At 38.7% G+C, this 17,948-nt stretch carries 14 protein-coding genes and 1 tRNA gene; 5 read left to right on the forward strand and 10 right to left on the reverse strand.

All coding sequences use genetic code 11. The features are described from left to right. Both BUF13_RS19980 and BUF13_RS19985 read left to right on the forward strand, forming a co-directional pair. Positions 1–405: an acyl-CoA thioesterase gene (locus tag BUF13_RS19980; protein ID WP_073573598.1), complete on the forward strand. Its 405-nt coding sequence runs from the start codon at positions 1–3 to the stop codon at positions 403–405. A gap of 117 nt (positions 406–522) precedes the next feature. Next, positions 523–1,392 (forward strand): YihY/virulence factor BrkB family protein, encoded by an 870-nt coding sequence (locus BUF13_RS19985; RefSeq protein WP_342039406.1) that lies wholly within the window; start codon positions 523–525, stop codon positions 1,390–1,392. 60 nt (positions 1,393–1,452) lie between these two features. Here the strand turns inward: BUF13_RS19985 and BUF13_RS19990 are convergent, their stop codons facing one another. The 9 genes from BUF13_RS19990 to BUF13_RS20030 all read right to left on the reverse strand — a co-directional run bounded on the left by BUF13_RS19990 (position 1,453) and on the right by BUF13_RS20030 (position 14,366). Beyond that, the gene (locus BUF13_RS19990) at positions 1,453–2,478 is read right to left on the reverse strand and encodes a DUF6807 domain-containing protein (RefSeq protein WP_073573600.1); all 1,026 of its coding nucleotides are present in this window, start codon (positions 2,476–2,478) and stop codon (positions 1,453–1,455) included. 89 nt (positions 2,479–2,567) lie between these two features. Beyond that, entirely contained in the window at positions 2,568–3,911 is a 1,344-nt protein-coding gene (locus BUF13_RS19995; RefSeq protein WP_073573601.1) for a Gfo/Idh/MocA family protein, read from the reverse strand. A gap of 41 nt (positions 3,912–3,952) precedes the next feature. Continuing rightward, on the reverse strand, positions 3,953–5,977 hold the full coding sequence (locus BUF13_RS20000) for a RagB/SusD family nutrient uptake outer membrane protein (RefSeq protein WP_134204604.1): 2,025 nt from the start codon (positions 5,975–5,977) through the stop codon (positions 3,953–3,955). 24 nt (positions 5,978–6,001) lie between these two features. Beyond that, positions 6,002–9,175, reverse strand: a complete 3,174-nt coding sequence (locus tag BUF13_RS20005; protein ID WP_166669863.1) for a SusC/RagA family TonB-linked outer membrane protein — start codon at positions 9,173–9,175, stop codon at positions 6,002–6,004. A 558-nt stretch (positions 9,176–9,733) separates the two neighbouring features. Beyond that, positions 9,734–11,044, reverse strand: coding sequence for a hypothetical protein (locus tag BUF13_RS20010; protein ID WP_073573604.1), 1,311 nt, complete (start codon positions 11,042–11,044; stop codon positions 9,734–9,736). A gap of 129 nt (positions 11,045–11,173) precedes the next feature. Beyond that, a tRNA-Ser gene (locus BUF13_RS20015) sits at positions 11,174–11,258 on the reverse strand. A gap of 132 nt (positions 11,259–11,390) precedes the next feature. After that, the gene (locus BUF13_RS20020; RefSeq protein ID WP_073573605.1) at positions 11,391–12,467 is read right to left on the reverse strand and encodes an acyl-CoA dehydrogenase family protein; all 1,077 of its coding nucleotides are present in this window, start codon (positions 12,465–12,467) and stop codon (positions 11,391–11,393) included. After that, positions 12,448–13,074: a nicotinamide riboside transporter PnuC gene (pnuC, locus tag BUF13_RS20025; RefSeq protein ID WP_073573606.1), complete on the reverse strand. Its 627-nt coding sequence runs from the start codon at positions 13,072–13,074 to the stop codon at positions 12,448–12,450. The genes BUF13_RS20020 and pnuC overlap by 20 nt, the downstream gene beginning before the upstream one ends. A gap of 317 nt (positions 13,075–13,391) precedes the next feature. Beyond that, positions 13,392–14,366, reverse strand: coding sequence for a GlxA family transcriptional regulator (locus BUF13_RS20030; RefSeq protein WP_073573607.1), 975 nt, complete (start codon positions 14,364–14,366; stop codon positions 13,392–13,394). A 114-nt stretch (positions 14,367–14,480) separates the two neighbouring features. Here BUF13_RS20030 and BUF13_RS20720 point away from each other — a divergent pair, with 114 nt between their 5' ends. The 3 genes from BUF13_RS20720 (at position 14,481) to BUF13_RS20045 (ending at position 17,233) form a co-directional block, all read left to right on the forward strand. After that, positions 14,481–15,350 carry an SRPBCC domain-containing protein gene (locus BUF13_RS20720; protein WP_073573608.1) on the forward strand — a complete coding sequence of 290 codons (870 nt, stop codon included), beginning with the start codon at positions 14,481–14,483 and terminating at the stop codon, positions 15,348–15,350. 231 nt (positions 15,351–15,581) lie between these two features. Continuing rightward, entirely contained in the window at positions 15,582–16,478 is an 897-nt protein-coding gene (locus BUF13_RS20040) for a hypothetical protein (protein WP_073573609.1), read from the forward strand. A gap of 2 nt (positions 16,479–16,480) precedes the next feature. Then, positions 16,481–17,233, forward strand: a complete 753-nt coding sequence (locus BUF13_RS20045; protein WP_073573610.1) for a GH25 family lysozyme — start codon at positions 16,481–16,483, stop codon at positions 17,231–17,233. A 4-nt stretch (positions 17,234–17,237) separates the two neighbouring features. Here BUF13_RS20045 and BUF13_RS20050 read toward each other — a convergent pair whose 3' ends face one another. Continuing rightward, positions 17,238–17,942, reverse strand: a complete 705-nt coding sequence (locus tag BUF13_RS20050; protein WP_244547798.1) for a PorP/SprF family type IX secretion system membrane protein — start codon at positions 17,940–17,942, stop codon at positions 17,238–17,240. Positions 17,943–17,948 lie beyond the last annotated feature (6 nt).

Consider the following 17,948-nt stretch of genomic DNA (forward strand, 5'->3'; position numbering starts at 1 on the left):
ATGTATCAAGCAGAAACACAACTCCGAGTTCGCTATGCGGAGACAGACCAAATGAGTTATGTCTACTATGGCAACTATGCCATGTACTTTGAAGTAGCCCGAGTTGAAGCGATGAGGAGCATTGGGTTCTCTTACAGGCAAATGGAGGATGAAGGTGTAATGATGCCTGTTTTGGAAAGTCATTTCAAGTACATCAAGCCAGGAAAGTACGATGAGCTATTGACCATCAAAACCAGAATTCCAGAACTTCCCGGAGTACGGATCAGATTTGAATACGAAGTATACAATGAAGAGAATGAGCTGATTACAGAAGGATGGACTATTCTCACCTTTCTCAAAAAAGAAAGTCACCGTCCAACCAGACCTCCACAAAATTTATTAGATTTATTGAAATCGTACTTTTAGAATTAATTCACTTCTGTGGTCAAAAAGAGGATACAAAAAATCCAAAACAGGGTAGAAACCAGACTTAAGGGCTTTCGGAAAATTCATTTTGGAGATCCAGAAAAGAACCTTTATGATTTGGGCTATATTTTTATCCAACAGCTCAAAAAGGACGACATCAATGAGAGAGCGGGGTCCATGGCTTTCAGCTTTACTGTGGCTCTTTTCCCATTATTGCTATTCCTTTTGAACTTGATTCCTTATTTGCAGAATTTCATTCCGTATGTGACAACGGATAATATTTTGCTATTTATTCAAGACATCCTACCTGGAGAGATTTATGCCCAGATGGAGAATACGATTATGGACATAGTATCCAAACCTCGGCAAAGTCTCCTTTCATTGGGTTTCTTCTTTGCCCTTTTCGCCTCCACTCAGGGGGTGATTTCCATGATGGGCTCCTTCAACTCAGTTTATCAGACGAGAGAAAGTAGAGGCTTTTTCCTCAGTAGGTTAATTGCCGTGGGAATTGTTTTCAGTCTTGTAGTAGCAATATTTTCAGCAAGTACGATTATGATTTTCGGAACCATTGCAATCAATAGGATTAATGAAATGCAGCTATTCAACTCTGACTTTTTGATTTTCCTATTTCACTCCCTAAAATTTGTAGTGCTGCTGATGGTATTCTACTTTACCTCAGCCTTCATCTTTAGATTTGCTCCAGTTGTCCATGACAAATGGCATTTCTTTTCCATAGGAGCCAATTTCGCTGGGATTTTGATCACTTTGGCTTTCTACGGCTTTACTTTTTATCTAAACAATTTCGCCAGCTACAACAAGCTTTATGGCTCTATTGGAACCTTGCTTGCCTTAATGCTTTGGCTTTACATTACTTCTTTGATTATTTTGATATCGTTTGAGGTAAATGTAACCTTAGATTTGATTGAGGAAGAGAAAAAGAAAAAAGAATTGGAATACGAGGACTTCCAAGAAAGCAATGTAGATTAAAAAAGTGGCCTCTAGAATCCTAGAAACCACTTCTTAAAATAGACTTATAAATTTTATTTTCTATTTGAAATCTTTGACCAGTTGATTGATTTCCTCGTCTGTCAAATCAGAAGAAGCAATAATCATTCGGTAATTAAATGTAACTGACTGACCTTTTTTGAGGCTGTAGTTTAGCTCCTCTTTACCTTCTGAGAAAACTTTTTGACCAAGTGGGTTTGCAGCAAATAAGCCATAATCTCTGGCATGCCAATAGGTAGGGTATCCTACATTTTTTGGATGATCTACAATCACCAATGACACATCCTCTCCATTGATTTCACTGCCTAGCTTCATCCAGGTAGCACGAGTTCCCCAGACGTCTCCACCTTCGATTCCTTCAGAGCTTCTATAGTCTCCTTTGACGTAGGTATTGTCCATTTTGGCAACCTTAGTAACTACACCGTGTGAATCCATCAACTCTGTAGGCTTATCAGATGGCAATTCAAGTTCTCTGGCTACACGGATGGCATACATCCCTTCTTTATTATCGGTAAAATCAACTTCATCAACCAAAGCTGTTAAAGTAGTTTTTCTATCGATAATTCGCAGTCCATCTTTAGCTTGGAAGCTGAAAGTGGTCTTTTCACTTAACAGTGATGTATTGTCAGGAGCTTTCCAGAGGGATTCTGTTTCAAAGCTAGCCTTCCCTTTTCCATCCTTCACCTTACCCAAAGATTGGTGGTAAATGGTTCCGAATTTGGATCTTTCTTCTGCAGGGATAGCATCCGAATTGTTCCAAAAATCCAGTCCATTCACATCACCATAATTAAACCAAATCCCAACATGATGAGGGTGATCGGTTCTATCTCCTGCTTTGTTCTCCATCGGGTAACTTCTAGTCAGCACGTTGCCTTCAGGGGAAATAACAGGCCATAAAACCGGCTTTTTGATTGTACTAGGGTAGATATAGGAAGTAAAAAGTTGATTATCCACAATTACATCAACTTTCTTTTCAGCTTCATTTACTTTGATTTCAATATTCTCCTGAGCAAATCCTGTGATTCCTCCGACCAAGAAAAAGCCCATGGCAATCATTAATTTCTTCATATTGATAATTCATTAGAATTTAAAGGTTGAAACCTGTCAAATAGTTGACAGGCTCCAACAAGTATTAAAATTGAGATCAAAAGATACTCTTATACGATATCTGGAACCTCAAATCCTGGTCTATAATTTCTGGTCAACATCGCATCAGCCTCCTCATCATTGATGAAGGTTTCTGAACTTGGATTAAAGTTCAGTACTCTACCCAATCGATACGCGATATTACCCAAATGAGCTAATCCAGAAGATAAGTGGGCTGTCTCAACCGGGCCATTCAAAATGGATCTATCATGCTTTCTAACAGCCTCGATAAAGTTGGCGAAGTGGCCATCAGTACCACCTGCTCCACGATCGATTCCTGATGCAGCTGCATTTCCATCATCTCCTGATTTACCCGGAGTTCTATCCCTACCTAAGAAGGACTGGTATTTGTCATATCCATCGACTACGATATAACCTTTATCTCCGTAGAAAATATTACCTACCGTAGCTCCATCTTCAGCATTTGTATACCATGGACGAACCTCAAATTGAATGATTTTATCTTCATCTGGGTAATTGTAAATTGAGGTCAATACTTCTGGAACTTCTTTACAGTCATCCCATAGATACTTTCCTCCCATTGAGGTAATTTGAGTTGGGAACCCAACATCCAATCCCCACATGCAGAGATCCGTTTCATGGATACCTTGATTACCAACATCACCATTCCCATAGTCCCAATGCCAGTGCCAATTATAATGAACTAAATTTTCGGTAAATGGCCTTTTTGGTGCAGGACCAGTCCAAAGGTCATAATCCAACCCTTCAGGGACTGGAGAGAAGCCTTTATCACCAATATCTCCTCTCATTCTAAACACAAGACCTCGAGCCATATAAACGCGGCCGATGTAGCCATCTCTTATTAACTCAATAGCTTCTTGAACAGCTGGAGAACTTCTCAACTGAACCCCATGCTGAACGATCCGGTCGTATTTATTGGCTGCTTCCACCATTTTACGACCTTCAGAAATATTATGAGAGCCTGGTTTTTCTACATAGACATCCTTCCCTGCCTGACAAGCCCAAATGGTTGCCAGAGCATGCCAGTGATTTGGAGTAGCAAGGCTAATCACATCAATATCTTTGTTATCTATGATTCTCCTTATATCCTGCTCGAGAGCAACATCTTTCCCGTACTTATCTTTAATATCCTTTTGTCTCTCTTTTAGGATATTCATATCCGGATCACATATATGCGTAATCTCTACATTATCTTGAGCCATAAAGCCTTGTACGTGGCTTTTGCCTCGACCATTTAGACCAAGTACAGCAGCGTTGATTCTATCATTTGCCCCAAAAGCTCGGGACGGAATAATAGTGGGAGCGACCATGGCCGCTGTCCCAGCTACTACTGATTTTTTGATAAATGATCTTCTTGAATCGTCATTTTTCATTTAAAGGATGTTTGTGGATTTAAGGTTAAAAACTTATTTAATTAATCTTGATTAAGTGCTTCCATAGGATCAATGTTAGGAACACCTGCCGGCTGAATGATATGCGTAAGAGGTTCAATATTAGACTCAGCCCCATTATACCCAGTAGTTTGATTTAGAACAGCTCCTACATTACCCACCAAATATGGTTGGTATACCGGCCAATAAATATGCATAGGATCCATAGTATACTTGGTGGTATTGTATGTAGCCCAAGGCACCTCATCTCTAAAGAAATTGTTCTTTTCCATCATTCTATCATAGTAAAAACTGTTCGCTGAAAGGGAAACTTCGATATCTGTACCTGAAATAGAATAAGTTTTTCCGTTATATGCAGCCTGCCCTGTCTTGGCCAGGATTACAGAAACTCGAACTAACTCATCATGTCGGTATTCCTCTCCAAAAAGCTCTCTATTTCTTTCATCCAAAACAGCTCCAATCCCATCTGTCATCACATCCGCGACAGTATACATTGTCATTGCATTTGCTCTAGTTCTGATCGTATTAATATCATCTGCAGTTCCTGCATAATCTCCTTGCCAGAATCTAGCTTCCGCTCTAACAAGGTAAGCTTCCGCAATTCTCATTACATACATACTCATCTTACCTCCATCTTGTCTATCAGGACGATCCTGGAAGTTGGTTGAGAAGAACTTATACCTTGGGTATCCGAACCAGCAACGAATTGTGTCCAAACAGGTTAAATTCCCGTCATCATCATATAATCTCAATGGCTGCATGTAATATGGGCTACCATCTTCCTCTAAAGAAGGGTTGTCATACAAGACATCTTCCATTTCAAACCAATTCAAGTCTTTGTGACGATAATCTTGTTCATCAACCACACCATCGTAATTCCAGATTTCATATTGAGAATAATTAGTAGGTCTAGCAAACCCTTGGCCTCTACCCCACTTCTTCATCATTCTTCCTCTTGAATCACTGGTTGATTGCTGGACATCTGTACCTGTACGTGTTGTACCCGGCTCCCAAACGCCCAAGTTGGTACTAACGAAGTTTGGACCCCAAGCTCTAATTCTTGCAGATCTTCCTTGAGTACCTAATACAAACGGAGTATTAACGATATACCAAATCCCTTCAGGGTTTGATAGCTTTTGGTTATCCTTTTCCATATGAAGGTAATTCACAGCATCAACAGGTGCAAACCCACTTCTACCTGGCAAAGGATTTCCGGTATTTGGGTTATTCGTGTTTGCTACTTCTACCTCGGTAACGCCTGAAGGGATCATCCCATCTGTAAATAAAATGGATTCACCGCCATTTATTACATCATCCATTAATTGCTCTGCTTCTGCAAAACGCTCATTCAGCATGTAATATTTTGCCAACAAAATCCTTGCAGCATCTTTTGGAGGTTGCCCCAACGCCAAAGCACTCTTCGGCTTCATATGCTCAACTGCATATTCTAGATCTACGATCATTTGATCCCAAATTCCTTGCATATAAAACGCTTTGAAATCTCTTTTAGCTTCTGCAGCTACAGTAAGCGGAAAAGCAACGTTTCCGAAATCCATGGTAAGCTGCATATAGAAAAATGCTCTGAGAAAATATGCGCTACCTAGTAAGTGATTCCTCTCAGGATTAGCTGTACCACCATCCCAATCTGGGTTATCAATAAAGTCTATTACAGTATTGGCCTTTTTGATATGGTTGTAGTTATCTGCATAGAAAGATCTGGCTCTACCAGCATCATTATTCCGGCTATTCGTAGGAGTTGCATATACTCTCAAATCCACAAAGGCATCTGGTTTATCAGTAGCAGAGACCACTGAAGCATCACTCATATTACTATTGAACATCAACTCACGAGTATCTCCATTCCATTGGGTCAAAACTCCTCTTAAAGCTGCATCCAATGCAGTCTGCAAACCTGCAGCGTCATTATACGTATTATCAGGACTCAAAAAGGACAATGGCTTCTCCTCCAAAAAATCTTCTTGGCAGGAAAACGAAACCATGACCATCAATAGTATTAACAGTTTTTTATTTATAATTCTGGTTTTCATTTTTTTCAATTTTTTGGGTTTCAATTAGAATGTAAAGTCTAAGCTCAAAGAATAGGTTCTTGGCATTTCCCTAGCCGACTCAGGGTCACCTAGACTCTTATGCCAACCTGTAAACACTGCAACATTTTCAATATTCAGTGCTAATCGAACCCTCGTCGCATTGATTTGATCTAAAATATGCGCCGGTAGATTGTACCCAAAAGAAACGTTCTGGAGTCGCAAATAAGATCTATTCAACCATACATTCCCTCCACCTAAATTGATAGAATTGATTCTAGCAAAATTGTTTTCACCATTTAATGGTGTCCAATAAGGAATAGTATACCAGTTATGATTTTTAATGTATTGCTGAGAATTGTTAAATGGCTCAGTTGTACCACCTTTATACCCCATTTTCGCTAAAAAGACTAGTCCTAAATCGAAACCATGGAACTCAAAATCATTCCGAAAAGTCACATACCATGGGTTATTGCTTAATCCCTGAAAAACTCTATCATCAATATCAATATCCCCGTCACCATCTTGGTCAACAAATCTGAAGTCACCTGGGAACAAACCGTATTGGGAAGCCTCGGCTTCTTCGCCTATTTGGTAAACTCCATCTACTTCCCAATCCCAGATAATGTCCTTATTCTCTCCAATAAACCATCCATTTTGAAGATCATCAGGTTCTTTTAAACCTTCTGCTGTTTGCACAGCTTCATTTCCTAAAGTAGTAATCTTGTTTTGTCGATAAGTAATGTTTAGAGTGGAGTTCCAAAGGAAGTTTGGCTTCGAGATATTAATAGAATTAATACCGAGGTCAAATCCCGTGTTTTTCAAGCTGCCAATATTAGTTTTGATGGAACCAAAACCTGTCAAATCTGGAAGTTTCTGATCCAAAAGAAGATCATTCGTCTCAGAAGTATACACATCTAATGAACCGCTTAACCTACCGTCAAAGAATCCATAATCAATTCCCAGGTTATAGGCTGAGGTTTTTTCCCAAGAAAGGAAAGGGTTGGCGATTCTTGTAATCTCTGTATATGGCGTTGCTACATAGCCCCCATTATAATTCAAGTAAAGGTTATTGCTTAGTCTCGCATAAGCATTATAAGCTTCCAAACCACTACTGTTACCATTTACACCATAACTCAATCTCAATTTCAGGTAGCTGAAAGTCTTATTTGCAGCCATGAAATCTTCATTAGTTAATGTCCAAGCAGCTGAGAAGGAAGGGAAATTAGCCCAAAGGTTGTCTGCTCCGAATCGAGAATAACCATCCCTCCTTACTGATACAGAGAAATTGAATCGGTCATCATAACCATAATTTACTCTTCCCATAATACCAATTCTAGAATTCACTTCATCAGAAGAAGATTCGGTCGGGTTCAATCCTAATTGAAGTGCGTGATACCCAAGTGCCGCAGTTGGATTAAAGCTATTTGTCAAGGCTCTTGTTTCCCAGGTTTTATTTTGTTCAGCATTATAAAGACCTGTAAAATTCACTGAATGCTTTCCAAATACTTTACTCCAGTTTAGGACAGTATTGGACTGCCAGGAAAACGCATCATTATATCTACGTTCTGCCTGATCCACTGCTCTTTGAGGATTTCCTGCTTCGTCAAAATCAAATCTTTTAAAAAGATCAAATCGAGGAGTATAATCTGTTCTTAAAGTAAACCCTAAAGGCAAAGTAAAATTAGCATAGAGCGTTGGATTGATCATAAAACGAGTATACTTACGCGTATTCCAAGATGGATCTTGATACGGGTTGGAAATATTTGATCCTGCACTTTGATCTGTCAAATTTTCGCGAGTTCGAGGCATTCCATTAATCCAAGGCTGATCGTATGGAGAATAAACTCTATATCCACCATTCCCAATTGGCTCATTGCCCTCATCTTGAAAAGTAAACTGGGCGTTGGCACCGATACTTACAAATTCGGCAATATTCACATCCAAGTTTAATCTGGAAGTAATTGACTCAAATGTATCTCCAATTCTTACAGACTCCCTATCACTATATCCTAATGAATAGTAATATGAAACTCTTTCTGATCTTCCTGATACACTGATATCATAGTCTTGACGAACTCCAGTATGAAACAAAAAGTCTTGCCAATCATAGATCTGTCCGTTTTTGAAATTTTCTAATTCCTGATCCCAAAAACCAAAATTGTTTACCCTTGCAAGGTTGATCGCATCTGGATCTGTTTCTCCAGGAATTCCATTTGCCTCTAACCAATCATCTTGATATTGTGGATCTATACTATAGTAATCTCTAAATCTTGTCCAAGGCTCTGTAATAGTATTGGTGATAGACTCATTCATATCTGTCAACCAATTCAGAACATCATCACCGCCCTTATGAGTTTGCTGACGGCGTGCTCCTGTCACCAATCCAATTCTAGAACTAACTGAAATTTGAGGCTTTCCATAGGCTCCTTTCTTGGTTGTAAAAATCACAACACCATTACTAGCTTGAGAACCATAAACTGCGGCAGCACTTGCATCCTTTAGTACATCAACACTCTCAATGGTATTCGGGTTGATCTCGGAAAGGTCACCTCTAAAAATAACCCCATCCAAAACGATTAATGGCTGATTGGAAGCTCTCTCATCATCTGCATCTGCTTTAATGGAATTATCGCCCCTAACTTCAAAGTCCGGTACATTTCGAGCATTGGTCGCATAACCAACTGTCAAACCTGGAACTGTGGTACGAAGAATTTCCGAAACACTGGTTGGTTTGTATTTCATCACCTCTTCAGCTTGGACATTCACAATTGCCCCAGTCAGATCCTTTTTCTTTTGCGTACCATAACCTACCACTACAACTTCCTCCAATGCCTGGGTATTTTCAGCCAGAATTACATTTATCACTGACTGATTACCTACCACAATCGTTTGCGTTTCAAAACTTACAAATGAAAAAGACAAACTTGCCCCATCAGCGACGGTTATTGTAAAATTCCCATCAAGGTCTGTTGCAGTACCATTGGTGGTACCAACTTCCAAAACCGTTACGCCAGGAAGGGGAAGATCATTTTGATCTACTACTCGACCAGTGACAGTTTGCTCTACTATTTCAGAGAACTCTACATATTTATTGATTGGGGAGAAATTTTCGACAAAGCTAGGATTAGCTTCATCCAAACCTAAAAAGGTACCTGTTGCTTTCAATTTCTGCTGGGAAAAACATACGAGCAGAAACACAAAAATGAAGGACGATATCGCCTTCGGTCGCGCTTTCTTTTGATAGATCATTTTGGATATTTATTGGGTTATTGTTAAGGGTGAAAAACTATTTAGATAGTTTTTCAATTTGTTTTTTTACTGGTTTTTAATCATAGAGAACTTTTAGAAATTTTGAGGTGAAAGGTGATTGAATTATGAGTGAACTTGTTTAAAAATAATACCATCCAAAAGGGCAAAAGGGCTACAGAATCCCAGAAATTATTATTTGGAAACACTACTTAAAAACACACTTTTATTTCTTAATATTTAATTAGAATTACATTTTATTTCAAAAAGCATGTTTTCATATTATTAAAATTTAGAGGAGAATAAAAATAATTCGAGTTATTTCAACGTTATCGATTCCGTAAATCAATTCTCCACTATGAGCATCAATTATTTTTTAAAAAAATTGACTAGTTATTAAGGTAAAAAATTAAATATTTCAAATTCGTTCTTTAAAAAAATAGAACAAATACCCTGATTACCAATTAGAAGCAAAACCTCAGTCTAGTAACTGAAAATTTAAAAAAATGTTTATCTATTTGATTCACTCAACCAATGAAACTGTCTTTCCGCCAACTGAAAATGTCGCGGAAGTTTTTTAAGACTTATTCGGAGGGAATCCTGATTCTTAAGTCCCAGTAGACTCATCCTTCCGTCAGGTTCCAACTCCATTTCAAAAGTGATAAAGGGCAATGAATCGTACTTCGATTTTCGCCACTCCAAAACGGAGGCGGTACTGTCAGGTCTATAATCAAAATAGGCCCTCCCATATCTCATCCAAAAGTCTTCATCTACCGCTCCAAAACTACCCGCACCATTGTAATCGAAAACCAGGTCTCGCCACCTCAAAGTATCCGCTAAATTTTCTGGAATCGTATCTCCGTTTTTCACAAATAACTCTACATGATAATATCCTGGTTCAATAGGATCTAGGACTTTGGTCGCCGTGGAATGGAAGCTTTTGTAATAACCGTAATAATTATATGTAGCTATCCCAAAGGCTGAAACTATGAAAACAACCTTCAAACCAATTCTAATGTACTTGAACCAAGACTTGGAGAATTCTGGACTGTAAAAAGAGGAAGGTTTTGCCGACTTATTTTGAATAAAAAATGCAAACAACCGCTCTCTTTCCTGCCAAACCAAAAACAGACTCGCTATTAACAGATTGATGGAGAAAATTTTAACTGGAATATCATAGCTCAAATTGAGCATGGCCACGTTGGCAAAAACTCCAACTGACAATAAAGCTCCCAAGAGAGCAGTTCTTCTCCAGAATAGTAGCAATGCCACCAACACTTCCGCAACTCCTGAAAAAATTTGGTACATCGGACTATAGCCAATAAACATCCATGAAAGTCTCATCGGCAAATAGTCTCCTAGAGGAGTAGCCAATTGGCTTAGATTGGGAAAGTACATCTGCAGTGCAAACACTTTCAAAATTCCATAAACAAAAGCAATTGAGGCTAGACTATACCTTACCACCAAGCACAAAATGTAATACAACTTCGGATAGCCCTTCCTTTTACTATCCAAAAAAGTCCAAATAATCGTCCCTAAAATGGCTAAAACGATAATAGAAAACTGTAGTGCCCAACCAAAACTAGTGTCGCCACTTCCACCCTGAGGCACGAGTTCATCTTTGATATGAAACAGGTAATCATTGAAGAAATAAGCGGCGGACCTAAGAGGAGAATAAAGTGAACTTGAAAGCCACCTAACCCCTGGAACACTTGCAAGGATATCTAGAGGAGGAAAAAATAAGATGAAGTAAATAAAGGCGAATCTAAAACTAACTTTTCTAAAAAATGACCAATTCCTATTAATCAAAGAGTTATCCATTGCAAAAAGGGGTTTTATCACTTTGAAAATAAAAAACCTAACGGAAACGATAAGACTCTTTAGGAAAATTTCACTACTGGATATGTCCAAAAACAAAAAAGCCTGACACTTTTTGTATCAGGCTTGATGCAGAGGAAGAGGGATTCGAACCCCCGGTACCTCGCGGTACAACGGTTTTCAAGACCGCCGCATTCGACCACTCTGCCATTCCTCTGTGATCTTTTGCTATCGAAACGTTTACCTGTTTCGGTTTGCAAAAGTAGGAGTAAAATCTACTTATGCAAAGCCATTTCACCCTTTTTATTTTAACCTCCTGATTTTTAGAGACAATATTTTTCAAATTAAATCAATCAAAATATGGAAATGTAATCAATGCATGCTGACTAACAGTTGCAAAGTCCCTCCATACCCGATTCAATTCAGTTTCCATTTTTGCTACCTCTAACCCCGAAAAAGGATAAATACCCATATTACTCTCTCTACAAACCTGAACCAATTCTCTGCTCCTTTTACTTACATCTTTCAATTCAGTTTCCCGGATAGCCCCACTTTCTATCAAAGTGGCCCATGCAATTTCAATTGCGGAATAGAAATCTTTTGCAGCTGCTTCAAGACTGCTAGAACAGATAGCAAATTGCTTCTCTGCAAAGTCAACCTCAACTTCACTATACTTTCTATGAGAATTCCTTTTCCAAAAAGCCTCTTGAATCAAAGTTTGTAAATGCTGGCTAATCCCTAAAATATTGGAAACCAGTGTTGCTTCTGCAAACTGCTGAAAAGGAAATTGAAATATTGGGTCAGTCAGTGTAGCCTTTTCAGGAATGATTTCAAAACTCCGATTAAAAGGCACATGCAAGCTTTCTGTTTTAAATGCATGAGAGCCTGTGGCTATCATTCCCATATAATTCCAGCCACCCAAAATCTCTACTTCCTCTTTATTTAGGATAAAAGCTTTAATTATAGGGTTTCCCTGTTCATCTTTTAACTGATTCCCATCCTTCCAAATCTCACAATTTGCCGTAAAATGACTGGCGTGCAAGGCTCCTGAGGCGTAAGTCCATGAGCCTGAAATCATGTATCCATTTTCAACAATCTCTGCCTTCCCTCCAACAAATCCACTACCTGCGAAACATAATCCAGTATTTGGAAAGATTTCTTCTCTTAAGCCTTCCTCCAAAAACCCTACAAACCATAAGGCTCCTGAACAAAGGGTTACGGTCCAGCCCAAACTACCATCTAGATTTGCCAATTTTTGTTCTATGCGCAAAGCCTCTGGTAGATCCAAGCCCAGCCCTCCCAGATTCTTGGGTACAAAAAGTTGAAACCACCCTTCAGTATTGATCTCATCTATCCATTCAGGAATTAAACTTCCCTTTTTCTCACTTTGAGATGAATGACCTGAATCAAACAGACTGTAATTCATTATTTTCCTCTTTTAAAATTTTTCTCCAATCAAAATATCCCAGCACCGCGATAACAAACAAGAAAACAGTTAATAACCCAAACATGAAAAGTCCTTTGTAAAACAATAATGGAATCGCAATTGCATTGGAAATATTCAACCAAATCCAGTTCTCCACTTTCCTATTGGCCAAAAGCCACATCCCAGCCCAGGCAGTTGAGGAAACCAAAGAATCAATGATTGGTACATCAGAATCAGTGAAGTTGATCAAAAACAGATAAAGCACAACCCATCCAATCAATACAATTCCCCATGTTTTCACTTTATCCATTGAATCAGAACTAGTGATTTTAGGAGTTCCAAACTGATTTCGACTTTTCCATTTGATCCAACCATATATACTCATCCCCAAGTAATAAGCATTCAAAATAGTCTCGGCATATAGTTTCGCCTGGATCAAGACTATAGCCCCACAGCAAATACTGATGATACCGGTCGGATACAACCAAACTTTGTTTCTCTTAGCTAATAAAACTTCAGAAACGCCAAAAGTAACGGCGATCCATTCTAACAAGCTTGTGCTTCGAACTTGCTCCAATAGCAAATCCAGATTCATAAAATTTTCCATTTGAATAATTGATTAGATTATTCAAAAAAGGAGGTTGTGGATACGTTCCCTACGCCGGCATTACCCGGATCAGGTGCTCAGCGACTTATCGCCGATGGGTATGATCTCAGCCCTTATTTTGGGGCACCCCTTAATTGATAAAGCGAAGGAAAAGATTATCAAATTGAAAAACAAGACAGGGATTCCTTTTTATGCAAGAAAGCCCGGCTAAACTAACCGGGCCTTCTTCCCAAAATCAAACAAGCTCAATAGATAATTCTACAACGCCAATTTGAAGTCGATATTGGAGCTTAGACGAAAAGAATTAAATGTCATTCTTAGGCTCGAGCTTTATTATATTTTTCCTTGTAGGTTTTAGGAGAGGTCCCTGTAACTTTTTTAAAAGCAACTCGGAAAGCTTTGGGATCGGTATACCCTATCTCCCACATTACTTCATTGATGTTTTTTCCGCTACTTTCAAATTTCTTTTTAGCAGCTTCGATTTTCACTCGGTGAATATATTCCAGCACCGTATTGTTAGTCGCTTTTTTAAATCTCCTTTCAAAGCTCCTCCTACCTAAAGAAACCTCCTGAGCCAATTCATCCACCGTCAACTTCTCAGAATACCTCTTTTCAATAATTTGCTGCGCCTTCTTTATTTCTTCATCTGGGTGTTCTATTTGCCCATTAAAAATGGTAAAAGCAGATTGATCATTTCTCCCTATATCAATCGCAAAATATTTAGAAAGCAAAATAGCAGTTTCTCGATCCACATATTTCTCGACTATATGAAGCAATAAATTCCAATAGGAATTAGCCCCTCCACTAGAATAAATCCCCGCTTCCTCTGTGATAATTGCCCCATCCTGGATCAATACCTCCGGATACCTATTTTTAAAGTCCTGGATAAATCCCCAATGGGTCGAACACTTCTTCCCATCGACCAGGCCTGTTTCTGCCAGAAGAAAAGCCCCCAAACAAAGTGACGCTATTTCAGCTCCTTTTTTCTGCTGATCGATAATCCAAGGTATAAAGGCCTGATTGGTTTGAATAGAATAGTCAAGATCTCCAAATAAGGGAGGGATTATCACCAAATCAGCTAATTCAGTGTCTTCAATTAATAAATCCGGCTGAATAGAAAACCCAGGACTCCCAGGATCAACTTTGGTTTTGGCACCAACAAGCTGAATATCAAATAGTGGATTGGCTCCATTTTGAGTCAAAAACATGTTTACAGTTTGGAAACAATACTGAGCACCTGCTATAGCCTGAACAACAGCCTGTTCCAACGCCAAAATATAAATTCTCTTCATATTTTGAATGTAAGAAAATTGTCGTAAATCCCCCACAAGTTGTCAGATTAAGACAAAACAGCTTCACTTCATTCAAGTAATTTTGGATATTGAAAAATCAAAATTTTTATAACCATGGACTCAAGACCACAAATCACTATTTCCGCTTCAATAAAGGCTCCTATCAATCAAGTTTGGGCAATTTACAATGACCCGTACCATGTTACTCAATGGAATTTTGCCTCTCCAGATTGGTGTTGCCCTTCCTCTGAGATTGATCTAAGACCGGGTGGAAAATTCAGCAGCAGAATGGAGGCCAAAGATGGATCAATGGGATTTGATTTTTGGGGATTATATACTGACATCAAAGTCAATGAGTTTTTGGCCTATGAAATGGGTGACGGGAGAAAAGCCTCTTTGAAATTTGAAGCCAAAGGCTCTGAAACCTTAGTCACAACTCTCTTTGAAGCAGAAGAGACCAACCCAATAGATATGCAGCAAATGGGCTGGCAGGCTATTTTAAACAACTTCAAATCACATGTAGAATCACTTCAATCAGAGATTCTTCATTTTGAAATATTGATCAAGGCAAAACCTAGTCACGTATTCAAAACTATGCTGGATCTAGAATCTTATAAAGAATGGGCTTACGTTTTCTATCCAGGCTCTTATTTCGACGGTAGTTGGGAAAAAGGCTCCAAAATAAAGTTCATTGCAAAATCAGAAGATGGAACCCTAGGCGGAATGTTGGGAACTATAGCCGACCGAGTAGAGGACTACCATATTTCGATCAAATACATTGGGCTCATCAATGACAGCCAAGAAGTAACAACAGGAGAAGATATTGACAAAATGAAAGGTTCTTTTGAAAACTACACCCTTGATGAACAAGAAGGAAGTACCTTATTAAAAGTCGATATGGGACCGGTTGGAGAATACAAATCTTACTTTGAAGAAACCTGGCCCAAAGCGCTCGAAAAATTGAAAGAAATCTGTGAGAAATAAACTCTTGAAACTCCTTTTGAAAAGGAGTTTTTTTTGATCAAAACTTTTATCGAGACTGAGTTATACCCTAGACTCAAATATCATAACACGCAAATAATCATATGTTTAACACATTTTTCAGACTTCCCAAAACATATTTTTATTTGTAACTTAATACATCCAAATATTTTTATTTAAGCCACTTATTTATCACTATTTCCTCATTGGCTCTTCATAAAATTTTATTCGACCATGAAAAATTTACTTTTAAAATATTGGTTATACCTCGTGTTCGGTATTTTCTTAATTGCTTCAATTTTCAACCTTTTCTTTCAAGGTGCCATCAATTTTGAAGATCAAGCTGCAAAAGAAATTCTCCTTAGTAAAACAGCCTTAAGTGAACTCGAAAACATAACCATTCCTATTGTCGAAGATATTCCTTTCCTCAAGTCATGGGGAAGCTCCTATCAAGGTGACTTCGATAAAATTTTATCCTATCTAAACTTGTCAGCATTATTGATTTTAATCCAAATGACTCTTTTAAAATTGAGTCATTGGTGGATATTCAAATTAATCTTGGTGGTATCTTTTGCTGGCTTGTTCATAAAACAGACAAAAGAATATGCTAAAAAACTAATCATTATTGGCCTTTTGATTTCCCCCGGGATAGCTGTTTATACAATTTTTTTATCCAATGTAACTCAAGAATTAAGTCTTGACATGGGTAAAAAACTACAATCTCATTTTGAGGCCACCCAAGATTCATTAAACACAAAAAAGCTTTCCCAACAAGATAAATTAGACAGTTTAAAAACGGCTCAAAGAAGCAAACATGATGGCAAACTGGACCTCTTGAACAAAGTCGAAGATGATATTATCAAGGGAGAAGAAGAAGTCAAAGATGAGTTAGATAAAATAGGTAAAGATTTCTTGACTTTACTTAGGTATGCGAGTAGGCATGGATTAGAGTTAGCTGTTTCTCTTTTTGGAAATATCCTCATCATTTTCTTAATCCTACCTTTTGCCTATTTATATGTTATCGGACTCGCTCTTAAACGATTATTCGGATACCCTCCCGCATTAAATGAGTTTGATAAGATCATTCTTCAATTGAAAAGCCTTGTCCCAAAATCAAATTCAACTAAATAAATATGATTTTTAAAGCTGAACCCCATTCTTTATTGTTGTTTTCATTCGTTATCCTATTCCAACTTTCCATTGATATCAATCCATTTTCTGAAATTTTAGAGTTTTCATATTCAAGGCATAATGAGAGGCAGGAGCAAAAAACTTCTCAGGTTTTAGGCATTGATGTTTCCCATTTTCAAGGTGATGTGAATTGGGATGAAATAAAAAAAGCCGGAATCATTTTCGTCTATGACAAAGCCACTGAAGGAGAAACCTATATAGATCCCAAGTATGCTAGAAATAGACTTGGAGCACACGAATATGATCTCCTTCATGGGTCTTATCACTTTTTTGAATCTGATGATGACCCCAGAAAACAAGCAGAATTGTTTTTATCTGTCATCGATCATAAATCTGGAGATATGCCCCCTGTGTTAGATTTGGAAGATGGGGGAATCAAAGGAGAAGTTTCTCTGGAGGATTTTTCTAAAAACGTCCTGACTTTCTTAAAATTTGTAGAAAGCAAACTCAAAGTAAAACCCATAATTTACACCAACCATATTTTTGGAAACAAGTATTTAACTGATCCAGAATTCGCAAAATATGAGCTATGGATCGCTGAATATGATGTCCCTCAACCTATAATACCGGATACTTGGAAAAACCAAGGCTGGTTAATTTGGCAAAGAACCGAAAGAGGAAAAGTTGAAGGATCTATTGGAAATGTTGATCATGACCTTTTAAATCCTTCTAAAAAGATACCAGTCTATCGTTAAACCATTACCACATAATCACTGGTCTGCTATCATCCGGCTCATTGTCTCTGAACAGGCTGAAGACTGCCGTGAACTCATGGATCTGGCCCGGTAGGTTGTAGGAGTAACCTCCCATCGGAAACTCATACACATAGCCGATTCTCAATCTCTTGGTCACCACTCCCAGCTGCATATTGGTCGCGAAGTCTATTCTGTGACCTCCTCCGACCCATATCTTATTCATCAACAAGACTTTCAGGTTGAATTCGGTCAGGTCAGGTAAACCCTTCTGGCTTCTGTAAAAGGCATTTGTGATCACAGCCAGATTCGGACTGATCGCTTCCCTGAAGCCCGCCTGGATCATCTTCGCTGCCGGATAGCCGTCCATAAACTCATCCCCTGAGGTGATCTTGCCTCCGTTCACCCGGTGCATCCCGTAGCTGACATAGTATTTCGCATGGGTCAAAGCGATCCCCAAATTGAAGTCCACAATGTTCATGTTGGAGAACTGACCGATGTATTGCCCCAAGGTCTGGTCGTTCTGTTCTTCCGTGGTCAGCGCATTCCCATCCAGTCTGATGCTCTGATAGCTCACTCCCGCTCCAAGTCTCAGATTGTGCTTCTCTGTCAAGCGGATTCTGGAGGCATAGTTCAGCATCAGCTCGGTTTCACGGAATGCTCCATAGGTATCATGCAGCAGGTTCAGGGAGACGGCATTCTTTCCCGTCAATTCCGG

Source organism: Algoriphagus zhangzhouensis (assembly GCF_900148515.1).
Taxonomy (GTDB): domain Bacteria; phylum Bacteroidota; class Bacteroidia; order Cytophagales; family Cyclobacteriaceae; genus Algoriphagus; species Algoriphagus zhangzhouensis.